General features: G+C 30.2%; 18 protein-coding genes, 1 other RNA gene and 1 pseudogene. 16 read left to right on the forward strand and 4 right to left on the reverse strand.

Translation table 11 applies throughout. The features are described from left to right. Positions 1 to 19: 19 nt before the first annotated feature. The 7 genes from Q0881_RS12125 (at position 20) to Q0881_RS12155 (ending at position 8,059) form a co-directional block, all read left to right on the forward strand. On the forward strand, positions 20 to 730 hold the full coding sequence (locus tag Q0881_RS12125) for a hypothetical protein (RefSeq protein WP_299160603.1): 711 nt from the start codon (positions 20 to 22) through the stop codon (positions 728 to 730). A gap of 33 nt (positions 731 to 763) precedes the next feature. Further along, entirely contained in the window at positions 764 to 1,543 is a 780-nt protein-coding gene (locus Q0881_RS12130) for a hypothetical protein (RefSeq protein ID WP_299160605.1), read from the forward strand. A 100-nt stretch (positions 1,544 to 1,643) separates the two neighbouring features. Then, positions 1,644 to 2,459, forward strand: a complete 816-nt coding sequence (locus Q0881_RS12135; protein ID WP_299160607.1) for a hypothetical protein — start codon at positions 1,644 to 1,646, stop codon at positions 2,457 to 2,459. Between the two features lie 32 nt (positions 2,460 to 2,491). Next, a complete protein-coding gene (locus tag Q0881_RS12140; RefSeq protein ID WP_299160609.1) occupies positions 2,492 to 3,907 on the forward strand; it encodes a hypothetical protein in 1,416 nt (471 codons plus the stop codon). Between the two features lie 527 nt (positions 3,908 to 4,434). Continuing rightward, complete coding sequence (locus Q0881_RS12145) at positions 4,435 to 5,589, forward strand: gliding motility-associated C-terminal domain-containing protein (protein ID WP_299160611.1); 1,155 nt, start codon at positions 4,435 to 4,437, stop codon at positions 5,587 to 5,589. Positions 5,590 to 5,813: 224 nt separating this feature from the next. After that, positions 5,814 to 6,968, forward strand: coding sequence for a gliding motility-associated C-terminal domain-containing protein (locus tag Q0881_RS12150; RefSeq protein ID WP_299160613.1), 1,155 nt, complete (start codon positions 5,814 to 5,816; stop codon positions 6,966 to 6,968). Positions 6,969 to 7,327: 359 nt separating this feature from the next. Further along, positions 7,328 to 8,059, forward strand: coding sequence for a hypothetical protein (locus Q0881_RS12155; RefSeq protein WP_299160615.1), 732 nt, complete (start codon positions 7,328 to 7,330; stop codon positions 8,057 to 8,059). Between the two features lie 55 nt (positions 8,060 to 8,114). Here Q0881_RS12155 and rny read toward each other — a convergent pair whose 3' ends face one another. The 4 genes from rny to Q0881_RS12175 form a co-directional block, all read right to left on the reverse strand. Beyond that, entirely contained in the window at positions 8,115 to 9,680 is a 1,566-nt protein-coding gene (gene rny / locus Q0881_RS12160; RefSeq protein ID WP_299160617.1) for a ribonuclease Y, read from the reverse strand. A gap of 47 nt (positions 9,681 to 9,727) precedes the next feature. Beyond that, positions 9,728 to 9,835, reverse strand: a non-coding RNA gene (ssrS, locus tag Q0881_RS12165) — 6S RNA. Positions 9,836 to 9,892: 57 nt separating this feature from the next. Beyond that, positions 9,893 to 10,180: a cell division protein ZapA gene (locus Q0881_RS12170; protein WP_299160619.1), complete on the reverse strand. Its 288-nt coding sequence runs from the start codon at positions 10,178 to 10,180 to the stop codon at positions 9,893 to 9,895. A 13-nt stretch (positions 10,181 to 10,193) separates the two neighbouring features. After that, a complete protein-coding gene (locus tag Q0881_RS12175) occupies positions 10,194 to 10,484 on the reverse strand; it encodes a hypothetical protein (RefSeq protein WP_299160621.1) in 291 nt (96 codons plus the stop codon). Between the two features lie 147 nt (positions 10,485 to 10,631). Between Q0881_RS12175 and Q0881_RS12180 the strand changes: the two genes are divergently transcribed. The 9 genes and pseudogenes from Q0881_RS12180 to Q0881_RS12220 all read left to right on the forward strand — a co-directional run bounded on the left by Q0881_RS12180 (position 10,632) and on the right by Q0881_RS12220 (position 19,027). After that, complete coding sequence (locus Q0881_RS12180) at positions 10,632 to 12,329, forward strand: M23 family metallopeptidase (protein ID WP_299160623.1); 1,698 nt, start codon at positions 10,632 to 10,634, stop codon at positions 12,327 to 12,329. A 7-nt stretch (positions 12,330 to 12,336) separates the two neighbouring features. Beyond that, positions 12,337 to 14,781, forward strand: coding sequence for a carboxypeptidase-like regulatory domain-containing protein (locus Q0881_RS12185; protein ID WP_299160626.1), 2,445 nt, complete (start codon positions 12,337 to 12,339; stop codon positions 14,779 to 14,781). 34 nt (positions 14,782 to 14,815) lie between these two features. Continuing rightward, positions 14,816 to 14,899, forward strand: a pseudogene (locus Q0881_RS12190) (hypothetical protein); the annotation flags it as partial. Further along, a complete protein-coding gene (locus Q0881_RS12195) occupies positions 14,896 to 15,585 on the forward strand; it encodes a hypothetical protein (RefSeq protein WP_299160629.1) in 690 nt (229 codons plus the stop codon). The pseudogene Q0881_RS12190 and the gene Q0881_RS12195, both read left to right, overlap by 4 nt. 504 nt (positions 15,586 to 16,089) lie before the next feature. After that, the gene (locus tag Q0881_RS12200; protein WP_299160632.1) at positions 16,090 to 16,614 is read left to right on the forward strand and encodes a DinB family protein; all 525 of its coding nucleotides are present in this window, start codon (positions 16,090 to 16,092) and stop codon (positions 16,612 to 16,614) included. 197 nt (positions 16,615 to 16,811) lie between these two features. Beyond that, the gene (locus Q0881_RS12205) at positions 16,812 to 17,234 is read left to right on the forward strand and encodes a VOC family protein (protein WP_299160635.1); all 423 of its coding nucleotides are present in this window, start codon (positions 16,812 to 16,814) and stop codon (positions 17,232 to 17,234) included. A gap of 64 nt (positions 17,235 to 17,298) precedes the next feature. After that, positions 17,299 to 17,940, forward strand: coding sequence for a DNA alkylation repair protein (locus tag Q0881_RS12210; protein WP_299160637.1), 642 nt, complete (start codon positions 17,299 to 17,301; stop codon positions 17,938 to 17,940). A gap of 77 nt (positions 17,941 to 18,017) precedes the next feature. Then, the gene (locus Q0881_RS12215) at positions 18,018 to 18,581 is read left to right on the forward strand and encodes a Crp/Fnr family transcriptional regulator (protein WP_299160638.1); all 564 of its coding nucleotides are present in this window, start codon (positions 18,018 to 18,020) and stop codon (positions 18,579 to 18,581) included. A gap of 65 nt (positions 18,582 to 18,646) precedes the next feature. Continuing rightward, a complete protein-coding gene (locus tag Q0881_RS12220; protein ID WP_299160640.1) occupies positions 18,647 to 19,027 on the forward strand; it encodes a hypothetical protein in 381 nt (126 codons plus the stop codon). Positions 19,028 to 19,224: the final 197 nt, after the last annotated feature.

Consider the following 19,224-nt stretch of genomic DNA (forward strand, 5'->3'; position numbering starts at 1 on the left):
TATAAATCTTAAAACAATTATGAAAACAATTACAAACAAATTAAAATTAGCTTTAGCCGTCATTGGTTTATTAGCTATTGGTACTGCGAATGCACAAACAACTACTGGTGATATAACTCAACAAGCTAATGCTACGTTAAACTCATCAAACACAGCAGTAAAATTAGTAGATAATAAAGGTACTATTAAGTATTTACAAGCCGTAAATGGTTTAACATCATTTACTAATACAACTCCAGCTGGTGGTGTTATTACTACTTGGCAATTAGGTGGTGTGTTAACAGACAATACTTATATTACAGCTGATGCTGCAAAAGAGTTTGCTTTAGATGGCTTACAATTAGTTACTGATGCTAGTACAGCCTCTACAAACTCAGTCGATCGTGAAGCTCATGGAGGTGCTGGTACTGGATTTACTGTATTAATTAGAGACGAAGCATCTGGAGCAGTTCAAAAAATGCAATTATCAGACTTATTAAAAGTAGATGGAATTAGAGTAGATTATACACAAGGTGCCAATGCTGCTGCTGATGTTGATATTACTGTTACAGGATTACCTACTTTAACAGCTCTTACAACTGCTGCTAAATTATTCGTTTACAGAAATGGTGTAAAGTTAAGATTTGGAACAGATTTTGCTGTCACTGCTGACACAGTTACTATAACATATAGTGCAACTGACTTGCCAATGTACGCTGGTGATGTTGTAGAAATCCAATACATCAAATAACAACTTTTAATGGTTAATAATAGTTTTCTAAAATTGACACTGACTTTAGCATTGATTTTTTTTTCTTTAAAAATCAATGCTCAAGAAGTTAGTGTAATTGACAAAAAAGGAACTATAAAAACCATAAATAACAATAATGTTTTTACCTCTGCTACCAATCCAAATACACCTACAGTTGTAGCTTTAGAAAATGACATTTGGATTGACACTAGTACCAATCCAAATTCAATAAATATATGGAATGGTACTGCTTGGGTAGACATAGCTCATACTGGCACTACTGGTTCTCTTTTTTTTGCAGGAACTGATAGTAAACCCACTCAAAATAACAGCAATTTATTTTGGGACAATACCAATAACAGGTTAGGCATAGGTAATAATATACCTAGTGAGAGTTTGCATATTACCAATAACATGCAATTAGGGGCTATGTTTAAAGATAAAGATGGAGACGAAGGGACATCGGGACAAATTTTATCTTCTACAGGTACAGCAACAGATTGGATAGACATAAACTTAGCTAGCGTAGTTAATAAAACTACTAATTACACCTTAGTTGCTACAGATAATGGAAAAATAATAACATTTAATAGCGCAACAGACATTACACTTACTGTTCCGACTGGTTTACCTATTGGTTACAATATAAGTATATACCAAACAGGAAACGGAAGAGTTACAATTAATGGAGCTGCTGGAGTTACTGTTTTAAATAGACTTTCTAGATTTATAACAGCAGGCAAAGATGCTGGAGCTGGATTAGTAGCAACTAGCACTAATAACTTCCATTTAACTGGAGATTTAAGGAGATAAACAAGGTATTATGATGAAACAAAAAATTATTTTATTATTTTTTTGTTGTATTAATTCTTTCACTTTTAGTCAAATAGTTAAATACAATAATTTCCCCACGATGAAGCCTCATCATATTCTTGATGAAAATTTAGGAAATATTAGTTTTGCTTTTTCAATGCGAGTTATTGAAAGCGATTACAATGGTCCTTTAATCAGATTAAGAAGAGCTGGTGATAATGCTGAACAAGATTTCAGTTGGGGAGATGATGATATTGTAGATATCAATGCCATAAACACATGGAGAGCAGGTAATAATGTTTTTATTCATACATGGTATGATCAAAGCGGATTAGGAAGAGATGCAATTCAAACAACCAGAAATAGACAACCTCGGTTTTATCCAGACACAAACAATCCTTATTTTCAAGGAGATGGTTCAAATGATCATTTAATTGTTAATACTCCAAATGGAATACAAGATGTAACTAATTCTGGAGATGAAGGAACAGTAATAACAATTGCTAGAGCAACTAATAAGAGTCAACATTCTTTTGGTGTTTTAACAGGTGCTAATAGGTGGTCAACTCATATTAACTGGAATAATAGAAACTTATATTTTGACCCAGGTATTTGCTGCAATCCGACACGTTCTTTTAATAATAACGCAAATACAAATGTCTGGGAAATATATACCTTTATGAAAACTAACACAAACACTATTGCGCGTTCTGGGGGAACACAACGTTTTAATGGAGTGTACAATAATGGTAGATGTACTAGAACTGAAGATTTTGCTATAGGATGGGCAAATGGCAATCAGTCAGGAAATCATGCAACAACAAGTTTTACAGAACTTATAATGTATAATACTGATATTACAACCGCTCAAATACAAGAAATTGAGCAAAATGCAATCACATTTTGGGGTATTTAATCATTAAAAAACAATATTATTAAAACAATTTTATGATAAACTATAGTAACATAATAAAATTTATAGTTACATCTTTATTAATATTATTTTCTTTTTCTACATATTCTCAGGAAATTAATGTTGTTGATAATAAAGGAACTGTGAACACTGTGAACAATAATAATGTTTATACGTCAGCAACAGATCCTAACACACCTACTCCTATAGCTTTAGAAAACGATATTTGGTTTGACACAAGTACAACACCAAATACCATTAAAGTATGGGATGGAACAACTTGGTTATCCTTAGCAAATAATTTTTGGTCTTTAACTGGTAATGCGGGAACAAACCCTACGACTAACTATCTAGGAACTAGTGACGGACAAGATTTAGTACTTAGAACAAACAATGTAGAGGCTATGAGAATAAATCAATCAAATCAATATGTTGGTATAGGAATATCTGGAGCAACAAGCCCTCTTCATATAAGCAAAGATCTTGCTGATGGTATTGGAATTATTCGTGTTCAAGGGACAGAACCCGATATTAATTTCAATGATACAGATGGAGGCTTTAACACGTTTACTTTTGAAAACGCTGGGGTAGCAAAATTTGCATTTGGTAGAAGAAACACGGACGCTTTTTACATAACAAGAAATGACGGTACTTGGCATGATGAAACCTTTAATATTCTAAACACCAACGGTCATATTGGATTAAACACCGATGCTCCAAGCGAGCGATTGGATGTAAACGGTAAACTTAGAGTTAGAGATATAGCTACAACAACAGCAGACAATGATATTTTAACTACAACAGCTACTGGAGTTATAGAAAAGAAATCTTCCTCTAAATTTGAAAACACATGGTTAGGTAAAGATGATAATCTTACAGCTGACAAAGATGATAGTGAAATTTACAAGAATGGTAAAGTTGGAATAGGTGATTTTTCAGCTTCAACAATTGATGCTCAATTACATACCAAAAGTACAGACGTGCCTTTTAAAATTGAGCCAAACACCACTACTCCTACCGGCACAAGTGGTGGACAAATGTATGTAGACAGTACAGATGGAATTTTATACATATATGACAATACAAGGACTAAATGGCTAAGTGTTCATCGTACTATGGTAGGTTGGGGTAGAAATAGCAATAATACTACAAATGAATATTTGAGGCAGTTTAACGGGGCTCAATCTAATAATAATGGCTGGCGCATGATTAGGAATGGTACAATTACGGCAATTAGTGCTCAGACTAACATTAATCAAACTTGGACTATAGAAATACGTAAAAATGATGTTACAACTGTTATAACGTCTTTAACAATGACTAGTGTACAAGGAAATCATAATAACACAATAAATGTAAATGTTAATGAAGGAGATTTTATTCAAGCTTATTGCAATGGCAATAGTATTGATTTCCCTCAAGTATTAATTGAAATTGCCTGGAGAAAATAACCCAAGTAGATACAAAACATAACTATCTAATAATCTACTAGTTAAATCAAAAATAAATAAACAAAAGTTGAAAAGTTTAAAAAATATGTATTACTTTTGCAGCTTTAAAATTAAAAATTAATCCTCTTTAAAATTATAACAATTAAATGATCATAAACCTACTACTACTTCAATAATAGTTAACCTAACTATTAAACATTTTTGTCTTAGAGTATATAAAAAGACTATAATAATATGCGGGTATTATCATAATTATTTTATATGCTTTGTTAACTTATAATTCAGTTATAATTAATTGAAATGCAATTTAACGTACGTTGAATAACGATAATAAAGCCTTACCCTAAAGACAAATCCACTAACCAGAAGAAATATACACTTCAACTAAGTTTTAAATCAAAATTTATTGATTTATAGCACCTTTGAAGCGTAGATGTAGGGAATTATACAACATAGTGTAATGAAGACAGTTACAAACCGACAACCAAGCAGTTTTTAACTAAATGAAAGTTTAATACAGTGGTATTATGAAAACAATAACTAAAATAACTATATTATTATTTACTTATTCTGTAGGTGCTCAAACTGCATTTCACAATTATGGTAATATAAAAATGCATACTAATGCTAGTATTGGATTTCACACAGATTTAACAAATGATGGTACTCTTGACAATAGCAATGAAGGTTTAGCTGGTTTTTATAGCAATAATGAAACAAGAATAGTATCAGGAAACAATAAAGCTACTTTTTACAATGTAGAAATAGATGCTGCTAATAATTTAGAGCTTAGAAATTCTTTAGGTATTACAAATGAATTAAGTTTTATAAATGGAAAAGTTATAACGCCAAGATCAAATTCAGACATTTCTTTAGATTTTATACTACATGATTTTTATGCTGGTGAAGATGATAATAGACATGTTGATGGCTATACTACTGTTTTAGGTTCTGAGGAATTTACATTCCCTATTGGAGATGATAACAGATTAAGACCAATGATTTTACCAACTCAAAATCAAAACGCAACTTTTAAGGGAGCATATTTTAACGAAGATCCGAATTCACCTAATACTTTTGCTCAATCTTTTTTAACGAATCAAAAACAAGTTTTTATTGAAAACATTAGCCAACTTGAATTTTGGGATTTAAAAGGAGCTAATAAAACAACGATAACATTAACTTGGGATAATCAGAGTGATATTGCAGCAATAACAAATACTATTGAGCAATTAAAAGTAGTTGGATGGAGTAAAACTGAGAACAAATGGATTGACTTAGGTAACAGTAATGTTTCTGGTGATTTAATAAAAGGAGAAGTTACCTCAAATGAGTTTATACCAAATGACTATGAAATAATCACAATTGGTTCTGGAATTGCAGACGGTAGTTTAAATGATGTAAACATCATATTTTCACCTAACGGGGATAGTACAAATGAAACTTTAGTTTTTGAAGGAATAGAACAATACAATAAAAGTTTATTAGAAGTATATAATAGATGGGGAAACCTTGTATATAAAACAACTAATTATAAAAATGATTGGAATGGAAAATCTAATGGAAGAGCTACCATAAAGGAGAATGATGACTTACCAGTTGGAACTTACTTCTACACGTTAAAATTTGGTCAAGACAACTTAAATAAAAAGCAAAAAGGTTGGGTTTATATTCAAAGATAAAACAACCACAACTTAATTTTAAAATAATTAAAACTTATACGAATACCATTTAACGTACGTTAAATGGTATTTTTTTTACTATCATTATTATGAGTAAATCCGCTAATCTTTAGAAAAACACTGTTCAACTAAAACTCCCAGTAATACTTATTGATTTAAAGCACCTTTGAAGTGTAAATACAACGAAACATTTACAAAGCGACAACCATTTTAAATCAATGATTATGAAAACAATAACTAAAATAGCCGTATTATTATTTACATACTCTATAAGTGCTCAAACTGCATTTCACAATTATGGAAATATAAAAATGCATGCAAATGCTAGCATTGGATTTCATACAGATTTAACGAATGATGGCACACTAGATAATGACAATGAGGGGTTAGCTGGATTTTATAGTGATAGTGAGACTAGAACTATAACAGGAAACAATAAAGCTACTTTTTACAATGTAGAAATAGACGCTACTAATAATGTAGAATTAAAAAATTCTTTAGGTGTAACTAATGAATTAAGCTTTATAAATGGTAAAGTTTTAACTCCAAAATCAAATTCAGACATTTCTTTAGATTTTATGCAACATGATTTTTATGCTGGTGAAGACGACAACAGACATGTAGATGGATATACTTCAGTTACTGGAACTAATGAATTTACATTTCCAATAGGTGATGACAACAGATTAAGACCAATGAAGTTACCTACTCAAAATCAAAACACAACTTTTAAAGGAGCATATTTTAACGAGGACCCAAATTCTCCAAATACTTTTGCTCAATCATTTTTAACAAATCAGAAACAAGTTTTTATTGAAAACATTAGTCAACTGGAATTTTGGAATTTAAAAGGAACTAATAAAACTACTGTTACTTTAACTTGGGATAATCAAAGTGATATTTCAGCTATAACAAGTAACATTAAACAATTAAAAGTAGTAGGATGGAGTAATGCACAAAACAAATGGATAGATCTTGGAAACAGTAATGCTTCAGGAGATTTAACCACAGGACAAGTAACTTCGAATGAATTTGTACCTAACGATTATGAAATAATTACAATTGGGTCTGGTGTTGTAGATGGTAAATTAGATGATGTAAACATCATATTTACACCTAATGGAGATAGCACAAATGAAACTTTAGTTTTTGAAGGCTTAGAGCAATACAATAAAAATGAGTTAGAAGTTTATAACAGATGGGGAAATCTTGTATACAAAACAAGTAATTACAAAAATGACTGGAACGGAAAGTCTACAGGAAAATCTACAATAAACGCTACAGATGACTTGCCAGTTGGAACTTATTTTTACACTTTAAAACTTGGTAAAACTGAATTAAGTAAAACTCAAAAAGGTTGGGTATACATTCAAAGATAATAGCAACATACAACTTCTACGAGACAATTCTCCTAGGAGTTGTTATATTATATCCATAATCAAAAGCCAAACAAATCAATACCAAATTGGTTAATTACAAAACCAATACTAGTAAAATGATGTATGCTATGGCTATGAAGCACTTGATAGAATATAATTAACAGTGAATTTACCAGTACTTAAATTATTTTTACCAAACCTACAAACAACTAATAATCAAACAGATAAAACCTATTTAATTTATTTAAAAGTTATCAAAATCATAAACTCAAATATTTTGGCACGCTCTTTGAAAATTATACATCAAACGCGGAAGCCGAAAAGCGCATAGAGTAAGCATAACCCTAAAATTAGCAATTATGAGAACAGGGATACTTTTTTTATTAGCAATCATGTCATTAGCAACAGTAAACGCTAATAACACAGACAAATCAACTAGCAAAATTGGGGTTACATATCGTTACAATGATGCTGTTACCTTTGTAGAAAGAGGGGTACAATTTCATGTATTTTTAAATGGTGATTTTGATTTTAATACACATTACAAAAACACTAGATATGTAGATTATTATGGTAAACGTAAGAGAGTAAATCGAGGTGTTAGAATTGAACGTGATTTTAAAGGACGTGTAAGACGTGTTGGAAATTCTTTTATTAATTACGATAGTAGAGGTAATGTAAAACGAATAGGTAGTGTTTACATCGGTTACCGTTTTGGTCAGTTAACTAAAGTTGGAAATTTAAGAGTTGAATATGATCGTTGGGGAACTCCAAGGTTTTATGGAGATGTAAAATATAACGATTACTGTGGAGATGATGTTTATTACAATGATAACAATATAGATATTGACATTAACATTGGTAATATATTTGATTATGATGATGTTTATTTTTACAAAAGAAACTTTAGAAGAAATTACCGTAAGTATAAAGAAGATAATAACTTCTATTACTATAGAGCAAACCCAAATGCTAAAATTGGTAAACGAGGTAAAATATTAAAAAGACGTAAGCAAAGAAAACACAACAATAAATATTTCAAAAGAGCAACTCCTGAACAAAAAGGAAAGTCTAGAAGAAATAATAGATAACAAAAAAAGCCTCATCAAAATGATGAGGCTTTTTATTTATTATTTACAATAATGATTACTTAGCTACATTTACAGCTCTAGTTTCACGTATTACTGTTACTTTAACTTGCCCTGGATACGTCATATCATTTTGAATTTTTTGAGAAATATTAAATGATAATTCAGCAGCTTTGGTATCGTTTACTTTAGCACTTTCAACCATAACTCTTAATTCACGTCCTGCTTGAATAGCATATGCTTTTTGAACTCCGTTGAAACCAAAAGCAATATCTTCTAAATCCTTTAAACGTTGAATATATGAATCTAACACTTGTCTACGAGCACCAGGTCTAGCTCCAGAAATTGCATCACACACTTGTACTATTGGCGACAACAAACTCTTCATTTCTATCTCATCGTGGTGAGCTCCTATGGCATTACATACATCTGGCTTCTCTCCATATTTCTCTGCCCATTGCATTCCTAATAAAGCATGTGGTAATTCACTTTCTGTTTCAGGAACTTTTCCAATATCGTGTAATAAACCAGCTCTTTTAGCAGCTTTAGCATTTAAGCCCATTTCTGCAGCCATAATACCACAAAGATTTGCAACTTCACGCGAGTGCTGTAATAAGTTTTGTCCATAAGAAGAACGGTACTTCATACGTCCAACAGTTTTAATCAACTCAGGATGTAATCCATGAATACCTAAATCAATTACGGTACGTTTACCTACTTCTATAATTTCTTGACCTATTTGTTTTTCAGTCTTCTTTACGATCTCTTCAATTCTAGCTGGGTGAATTCTTCCATCTGTTACCAACTTATGCATTGATAAACGAGCTATTTCTCTACGAACAGGGTCAAAACAAGATAAAATAATTGCTTCTGGTGTATCATCTACAATAATTTCAACTCCAGTTGCAGCTTCTAAAGCTCGTATATTACGCCCTTCTCTACCAATAATACGACCTTTAACATCATCAGATTCTAAGTTAAACACCGATACACAATTTTCTACAGCTTGTTCTACTCCTACTCTTTGAATAGTGTTTAAAACAACTTTGCGAGCTTCTTGCTGTGCAGTCATTTTAGCTTCTTCAACAGTGTCTTGAACAAAAGACATTGCATCAGCCTTTGCCTCATCTTTTAATGAAGCTACTAATTCTGTTTTTGCATCTTCAGCAGATAAGCCAGAAATTTGCTCTAACATATCTACATGACGCTTGTGAAGCTTGTCTAATTCAGACTCTTTCTTATCTAAAAATTCTAATTTATAATTAAAATCACCATCTTTTTTCTCAAGTAATTTATTTAATTTTTTATTTTTATCTAACTCAGAAGAAACCTGACTTTCTTTATCTCTAATTCTCTTTTCAACATCAGAAACTTTCTTTTCTCTTGATAAAACAACCTTTTCGTGTTCAGACTTTAATTCAATAAACTTTTCTTTGGCTTGTAATATTTTATCTTTTTTTATTGCATCCGCCTCAACTTTCGCTTCTTTTACAATATTTCTCGCTTCTTTCTTTGTTTCCTGTATTAATTTATTTGCATTAGATTTCTCTAACATTTTTGCAATAAAAAATCCTATTGCTACCCCTATAATCCCTGCTAAAACAGGGAATAATATTCCTTCCATAATTTTGATTTGATTGTATAAAAAAACCTACATTAATAGGGTTTTATAAACTCCAAAAAACAAGTTTAGGACTAACTGGCTTATCAAGGATCCGAAATTAAATCGGCGTGCTTTACGAACCAAGACTCATCCTTTCTAAATAAATAGTGTTGAGTTTAACAAACAATGTACTAATGTAGGCAGTATATTAATTTTATGTATTTTAAAGAACGTTATAAATGATTTTCCAACAAGTTAGTCAATTCATTTATCTTTTCCAATACTTCAGTGTTTTCTTTAGTATTGGTTAATGATACTATTTCTGCTTTAGACGCATACTGCAATGCACACATTGCCAATACATCTTGTTTATCTGCTACCGCATAACTTTGTTCAAACTTGGCTATTAATTCATTAATATCTTTTGCTGCTCTACGCATTCCTTCTTCTTCATCAGTGTCTTCTACACTCAACGGATACGTTCTACCAGCAATTACTACATTAACTTTTATTTTCGCCATGTAAAGAACTTTTTTATGAATTCAAAAGAGTAATACATTTATCAATCTCTCGAACTAAAGCATTTATTTTGAGTTTTGTTTCTCTTGTATTTTCGTTACTGCCTTCTATAGTTTTTGCAACTTTAAGTAATTTATATTCTTCTTTTCTTACTTCTAACTGTTGCTCTTTCTCTTGTAATAAAACTTGTAACTTTGCATTATTTTGAAGCAAAACTTGATTTTCTTCTTTCAAAAATTCATAATTGGAAAGTATTTTTTTCAACTTATTTTCCAGTAAATGAATTGCTTCTAAAGGGTTACTCATTTATTTTTTAGAATAAAACTATATCCACAAAGTTATTAATATAGATTTTAAATAGCAACTCTTTTAGTATCTTTTACTAAAACACTAGTAATTAAGCATCTAATTCTTTGATATAATTTTAGTATTTTTGTTTAAAACTGTTATAATTTGAAATTTCTTTTCTCCTTTTTTTTAGGCTTCTTTTTCTGTTTTAGTTATGCTCAAAAACAATATCCAAAAGACTATTTTTCGCCACCTTTAAAAATACCAATTGTTTTTGCTGGTACTTTTGGAGAATTAAGGAGTAATCATTTTCACTCTGGTGTAGATATAAAAACTCAAGGAAAGCAAGGAATTCCAATATATGCACCTGCAAATGGGCATGTTTCTCGTATAAAAGTATCTCAATATGGTTTTGGTAAAGCAATATATTTAAAACATCCTAATGGATACACAACAGTATATGCTCACCTTAAAAAATACGCACCAAAAATTCAGAAATACGTTAAAAGGATTCAGTACCAAAAAGAAAAATATCAAACAGGAAATATTTTCCCAAAACCAGAAAAATTCCCTGTTAAAAAAGGTGATTTAATTGGTTACACTGGAGATACTGGGAGTTCAGGTGGTCCGCATTTACATTATGAAATAAGAAATACCCAAACCGAACATATTATTAATCCGATGCATTTTGGATTAAATGCTGCTGATGATAAGAGTCCTTCTATAAAAAAACTAATTGCTTATCCTTTAGAAAATAATTCACGAATAAATAATTCAGCATTAAAAACCCTTATATCATTTAAAAGCATCGGTGAAAATAAATTTATAAGTGAGAGTATTAATGCTAGTGGTACTATTGGATTTGGTATTAGTGTTTTTGATAGGTTAAATGGTGCTTTAAATAAAAATGGTATTTACAGTCTAGAAATGAAAGTTAATGGTAGTAGAGTTTATTATCATGATGTTGAAACATTTTCTTTTGCTGAAAGCAAATACATAAATTTATTAATTGATTACCAACATTATAAAACCTATAAAAGTAGAGTTCAGAAAACACACAAAGTAGCTGCCAATCGATTAAACCTTTATGAAGACCTGGTGAATAATGGAAAAATAAAAGTTGAAAATGGAGCCAGCTATAATGTAAAAATTATAGCTAAAGATTTTAAACATAACACTTCTTCAATTACAATTCCAGTTAAAGGAGTAGAAAGTAATTTAATATTTAAACAAAAAGACACTACAAACTATAAAATAACTGCCAAAGACTTTAATAAATTTAATCATAAAAATGTAACTATAGCTTTTCCTAAAAACACATTTTATAACGATTGTTTTATAGATTTCTCTTTAGAAAACGGAATAGCCAAAATACATAACCCAACAGTTCCTCTTGATAAAAGATATACACTAACATTTGAAACTTCATTTTTAAATGAAAATCAAAAACAACATGTATATATAGCAAATGTTACCAATTCTAAATACCCAAGGTACACTTCCACAAGAAAAAAAATAAATAAAGTGTACACTACAACAAAAGTGTTAGGAGATTATACTTTACTTTTTGATAAAATTAAACCAACCATACAATCCTATAATTTTAAAGACAAACAATGGATTTCTAAAAACAAAACCTTAAGACTAAAGATAAAAGACAGTGAATCGGGAATTAAAAATTACCGTGCAACTATCGATGGTAACTGGGTTTTAATGGAATACAATCATAAAAAAGGAATTCTTACCTACGATTTTACCGATAAAAAGTTGGTAGGTAGCAAACATCTTTTTAAACTTGTAGTCTCTGATAATGTGGGAAATACTAAAATTTTTTCTGCTACATTTTTCAAAAAAATAAACTAAAAAACCCTTGAGAAAACTACTTTTATTACTACTGTTCCCTTCATTAGTTTTTGCACAAAAAACAGTGACTGTAAAAGGAAAAATTACCAATAAATTTAACACACCTGTTGAGGGTGTTGCTATTTCCTATTTATCTAAAGGTACAACTACCGATGCTGATGGAAGCTATCAATTTACCATTCCTATGCGAAAAACGGTTTCTGTAACTTTTAGCCATGTATCTTATAAAATAATCGTTAAAAAATTTACATCAAGAGGCAGAAAAATATTTGACTACTCTCCTACTCTAAATTTTAAAACACAAGAACTAGAAGAGGTAGTAATTAAAAATTTAAAGAAAGAAGCACAAGGAATTACAAAAATAAAAGCAAAAAAGGCAACTACAATATTAGGAGCAAACGCTGGAGTAGAAAATATTTTAATGACACTTCCTGGTGTTAGTAATAACAATGAATTAAGTACTCAATACAATGTACGTGGTGGTAATTTTGATGAAAACCTAGTGTATGTTAATGGAATTGAAGTATACCGTCCATTTCTAATTCGTTCTGGACAGCAAGAAGGGTTAAGTTTTATAAATCCACAATTAGTCCAAAATATTAATTTTTCTGCAGGTGGTTTTCAAGCTAAATATGGCGATAAACTTTCTTCTGTTTTAGATATTACTTACAGAAAACCTACTGAATTTTCGGCTAAATTAGATCTAAGTTTGTTAGGGGGGAGTTTTTCTATTGAAGATACTTTTTTAAATAATAAATTAAGTGCTATTGTTGGTGTCCGTTATCGAGATAATAGTTTGTTTGTAAACAGCAAACAAGTAGAAGTTAATTTTAGACCGAAATTTACAGATGTTCAAGCATTTTTATCATACAAAGCTACTGATAAACTTACGTTAAACTTATTAAGCAACTTTTCTTTAAACAACTATAATTATCAACCTTTAACACGAAAAACACGATTTGGTACACTAGCAAATCCATTAGAGTTAATAGTTTTTTATAGAGGTCAGGAACAAGATCAATTTAAAACACTTTTTGGAGCTTTTTCTGCCGAATATCAAGTAAACAAAGATTTAAAAATAACAGGAACTGTTTCTTCTTTTAACACCCAAGAAGAAGAACATTTTGATATTGCTGCTTCGTATAATTTAGGGGAAGTAGACAGCAATATTGGTTCAGAAAATTTCGGAAATGTAAAATTTTCTCAAGGAATTGGTTCGCAAATAAATCATGCACGTAACGATTTAGATGCTTTAATAAGTAGTATGCAACTTAGGGCTATCTTAAAAGATGGGCAAAACGAATGGAGAGCAGGAATTAAATACCAAACTGAAAACATAAAAGATCGTATTCGTGAATGGGAAGTTATAGATTCTTTAGGATTTTCTGTACGCCCACCACATCATACAGGAAACAACCAACCTTACCAACCTTTTACTGGACCTATAGAACCTTATAGAACTATTAGAGCAGCAAATGAGGTAGATATCAATCGTCTTTCTGGTTTTGTTCAATTTAGTAGAAAAGCAAATTGGAACAACCATCAAGTATGGATGAATATTGGAGTTAGAGCGCATACTTGGAATGTAAAAACAGCTACGAACAATAGTAGTAGCCAATTTATTTTTAGTCCTAGAGCGCAATTTTCTATTAAACCTGACTGGGATAAAGACATGCTTTTTAGAATTTCTGGAGGATGGTATTCTCAACCTCCTTTTTATAAAGAGTTACGTGATTATAACGGACAAGTGCACCCGAATGTAAAAGCACAAAAATCAATTCACTTAGTTGCCGGTAACGATTATAGCTTTATGCTTTGGGAACGCCCGTTTAAACTAACTACAGAATTATACTATAAAAACTTATCTGATGTAAATGCCTATTCGGTAGATAACGTTCGTATTCGATATCGTGCAGATAATGCTACAAAAGCTTACGCTTATGGTTTAGATGTAAGATTAAATGGAGAGTTTGTTCCTGGAAATGATAGCTGGGTTAGTTTTGGGTATTTAAAAACTGAAGAAAACATAAATAATAGAGGCTATATAGCTAGACCTACAGACCAACGTTTAAAATTCGGCGTGTTATTTCAAGACTATGTTCCTAATATACCTGATTTAAAAGCGCATTTAAATCTAGTTTACAATACAGGATTACCAGGTGGAGCTCCTGCATATGCAGATGTTTACCAATTTCAAAATAGGTTAAACGATTATAAACGTGCCGATGTTGGTATTTCTTATGTTTTTGCAGATGCTAATAAGCAACACAAAACAGGTTTTTTAAAGAACTTTAAAGAGTTTACTGCAGGATTAGAGTTATTTAATATTTTCGATATTCGCAATTCCATAACCAATACATGGGTTCGTGATGCCTATAGTAAAACCCAATACGGAATACCAAATTATATGACCGGTAGAGTTTTAAATTTTAAAGTAGGAATGCAGTTTTAGACTACATCTCTATAACTAAAAAACCACCTTACATACACTACGACACAGTTTCGCTAATCACTTACTAGAAAATGGTACAGACATAAGGTATATACAAGTTAGGCTACATTTGAAATGAGCATTTTCAATCGAAAAACCAAAAAGAAACATATTGAACAATTCGGACTTAAAGTAGCTGAATTGTTGGAGTCTGAAATGCCTCAAATCAAGACTGCTATTGGACTCTCTAAAATTTACGGAATTGGCTTTACGCATAAACCAAGAGGAATATATATTTCTCGAGGTTATAATCCCAAAGAATTTGAGATTATAAACAGAAATCACAAAACTCGTTTTAACCTAAATGGAATTTCAGTTTTTAACAAAAAAGAAAATCTCTATCAACCGATTAAATTATATTATCAATCTGACGGATTGACCGAAATCGAAATAGATAATCCAGAGTATTTCCACAAAACATTTGACCTAAACCAAATTCAGAAAAACCAAATAGAACTGGAGCATCTGAAAATGGAAAATCCAGACCAAAAGACAGCAGAAAAAATATTAAAATCGTTGACTAAAGAGCAAATCGGACTTTTGGAATTGGAATACACATTTGAAATTGAATTTGACGAGAAACTATACTACACTATTTTGGACATGGAAGACGGAAATTACATTGCAGTAGACAAAAAAGGAAAAGTATATCGACTAAACCACGACCACGAAAAAATGGTCAAACTTATAGCCATCAAGCCGACTGACTTCTTTGAATTTTACAATGGGCAAAAAAGCGAACTGGAAAATGTTATGTGTGGATAAAAAACGTTGCCTAACACCGTATAAAATTAATTGCTTCTGCTAGCTAAGACAACAATCTTTGCGCACAATTCACTCTATTATGTTTCAGAATGTAAATCACTTACCTAACCGTAACATACCATATACAAACACGTTAATCCTCCTCTTAGCCTACACAATAAATCTAAAAAGTTTATAAATAAGTTACAGTTCTAATTATATATTTTGTACAGTTTTAAAAATTTTTATTTAAAAACTGTACAGTATATGTACAGATTAAAATATTTTATTTTTAAATATGTACACTTATGAGCTCAATTCTTTTGTACAGATTAAAATATTTTTATTTTAAAACTGTACAATATTAATGGGGAAATTTCTATACAATCTTTTTAAAATTACTTTTTGAGTTGTACAAATTTTTTATAAAAAACTGAGGCTACTTTATAACAAACTATTTTAATTTATCTCTTTTAAGTATATTAGTAATATACTAACGTTGTGGTATATTAAAAAAACGTAAGAATGAACTTCGAACTAAATAAATCGATAGAAATTTTAGAGAAAACCCCTCTAGTTTTGGATACTTTACTGAATGGTTTATCTAAAGAATGGATTGAAAATAACGAAGGTAAAAATACTTGGAGTCCGTATGATATTGTTGGTCATTTAATCTTTGGCGAAAAAACAGACTGGATCATAAGAATAAAAACAATTTTAAGTGAATCTGAAAACAAGCTCTTTGAACCATTTGATAGATTTGCCCAACTAAAAGGAAATCAAGAAAAGACAATTAGTCAATTAATAGATGATTTTAAAGAATTAAGAACGCAAAATCTGAATGAATTGAATTCGCTAAATATTAGCCTAAAAGATTATAATCGTACAGGAATTCACCCAGAATTTGGAGAAGTAAATTTAAAGCAACTTATTTCTACTTGGGCTGTTCACGATTTAGGTCATTTAGGACAAATATCGCGAGTAATGGCGAAACAATATAAAAACCAAGTTGGACCTTGGATTAACTATTTGGGTATTCTAAAAAAATAACAACACTATAACAATAACTATAGTTATTAATACAGGTTTTAGTGCTAAACTCTATTCAATTAAACCTTTTTGATTTGACATTCTAAAGAAAAAAACACAAATTTTTAACTAAGAGATAAATCGAAAATTTATTACTTTTAATACCTCAACAAACCATACACAAACACGCTGTAACTAATTAAAATAATAAATATTTAATGAAACAATCTATAGTACATATTGCATTAGTTGTAAAAGATTACGATGAGGCGATTGAGTTCTATACTAAAAAACTCAACTTCGATTTAATTGAGGATACTTATCAACCAGAACAGGATAAAAGATGGGTTGTAATAGCACCTCCTAACTCAGCAGGAACAACAATTTTACTTGCAAGGGCTTCAAAAACAACGCAAGAAAACTTTATTGGAAATCAAGCTGGTGGAAGAGTGTTTTTATTCTTAAACACTGATGACTTTTGGAGAGACTATAAAGAAATGATTGCCAAAAGAGTGCAATTTGTTAGAGAACCTAAAAAAGCGGAATACGGAACTGTTGCAGTGTTTAAGGATTTATATGGAAACTTATGGGATTTGTTAGAATTAAACTCAGATCATCCAATTGCTAAAAGAATGAAATAAAAATTGGCCACAATAATCTCTATAATTAATTACTGCGTAAAATTTAAAACTACCTAAAAACAACATGAAATTATCGTTAAAAGCACAAAAAATATATAACGAAATAGACAAGGAAACAACTAAATTAGGTGATTTAAGAAAAATTGCAAAAGAAATTAAAAAAGACCATGAATTGGCTATGGAACTTTGGTCTACTGGAAAATTTATGCCACGTCAATTAGCTATTCTAATAATGGACAAAAAACTTCTAAATCAAGAATTAATTAACCTAATTGACAACGATATTCAAAAACACAATTACGATGAGCAAAATCATCTAATGGATTGGTTAATGGCAAATCAATTATCAAAAGATAAAAAGATAGTCTTACTTATGGAAACTTGGGAGAAGAGTCCTTCTTATTTACAAAGAAGAGTTTTTTGGTATTACCAAGCTAGACTAAGATGGATGGGAAATACTGAATACTCAAATACTGAATACTTATTAACCGCAATTGAAAAAAACATGATGGATGAAAAACCAGAAGTTCAATGGGCAATGAATTATACAGCTGGACAAATTGGTAAATGGCAAGAAGCATACCGTGAAAGATGTATTTCCATTGGCGAAAAAACTGGACTCTATAAAGATGAAATTGTTCCTAAAAACTGTACTCCAAGTTATTTGCCTGAATTTATTAGAATTGAAGTTGCTAAATTAAACTAACCTCAATAATACTCTTTATAAATCACTTAGTTTTAGTTAACTTAACTACGCAAACACATTAACAAAAATTAAACCTAATGGAACAATTAAAAAACTGTATTTTAAATCAAGTATCTATTAAAGAAAAAGCAATGGATACTATTCTTTCAGTTTTTGAACCATTAGAAATACCTAAAGGAGAATTCTTTTTAAAGTCTGGAAAAACTTGTCGACAAATGGCCTTTATAGAATCTGGCTATATGAGAATGTATGATATTGCAGACGGAAAAGAAATAACATTATGGATTGGTAATAACGGTAAATTTATAACCTCGCTTTCAAGCTTCATCTTTGAAACAAGAAACAATTGGAACATACAAGCTATTACCAATTGTAAACTTTATGTTATTAATAGAGAGAATCACTTTAAACTTAACAAAACAGAGTCTAAATGGTTAGAGTTTGATAATATTTTATTAGCAAATTCCTTTGCTTTACTAGAAAGAAATATGTTTGCTCAACTTCATACTACAGCTAAACAACGATTCCAAACTTTACTTAATGAAGAGCCAGATCTTTTTAAAAATGTTCCACTTCAATATATAGCTTCTATGCTAGGTATTACTCCAGAGTCTTTAAGCAGGTTGAGAAAAATGAATTAACTACCATTTGTCAAGAGAGATTACAATTTGTTTATAGAAATTTGTTTCAATTAAATTTAAATCAAATGAACAAATTACAAAACGCTTTAAAAATAAATGCTTTATTCTCAGGTATATCAGGCATACTATTAATTGTAATAAATCAACAAATTGCAAAAATATTTGGAACCAATAATAATACCCTTTTTTGGATAGTTGGAGTCATCCTAATTTACTTCGCATTAACCATATGGTATGAAATTAAAAGACAAAGGAAACTCGCTGTTATTTGGATTATAATTCAAGATTACACTTGGGTTTTAGGTAGTATATTCTTAATAATTTTTAAGCCTTTTCAAATAACAAAAACTGGGAGCTTAGTTATTGGAATTATTGCTTTAATAGTTTTATATATGGGAGTAAACCAAATGATTAATTTAAATAAAACTACAATTGATAATACATAATTTTTTTTATTATTTTTTTAAATAATCTCTGATTTTAAAGAATTCGTAAACATTCACTATAGTTTCAATATTTTTATTTCAAAAAACACGAATAGAATTCTTAAAATCTGATGTACTAGTTTTTGAGCAAGAAACTAGTAACAACTCAGAAAACGTTACCAATTATTCGCTAGGTAGTTTTCTTTTGCTAATTTGGT

The organism is uncultured Tenacibaculum sp. (assembly GCF_947494125.1).
Taxonomy (GTDB): Bacteria; Bacteroidota; Bacteroidia; order Flavobacteriales; family Flavobacteriaceae; genus Polaribacter.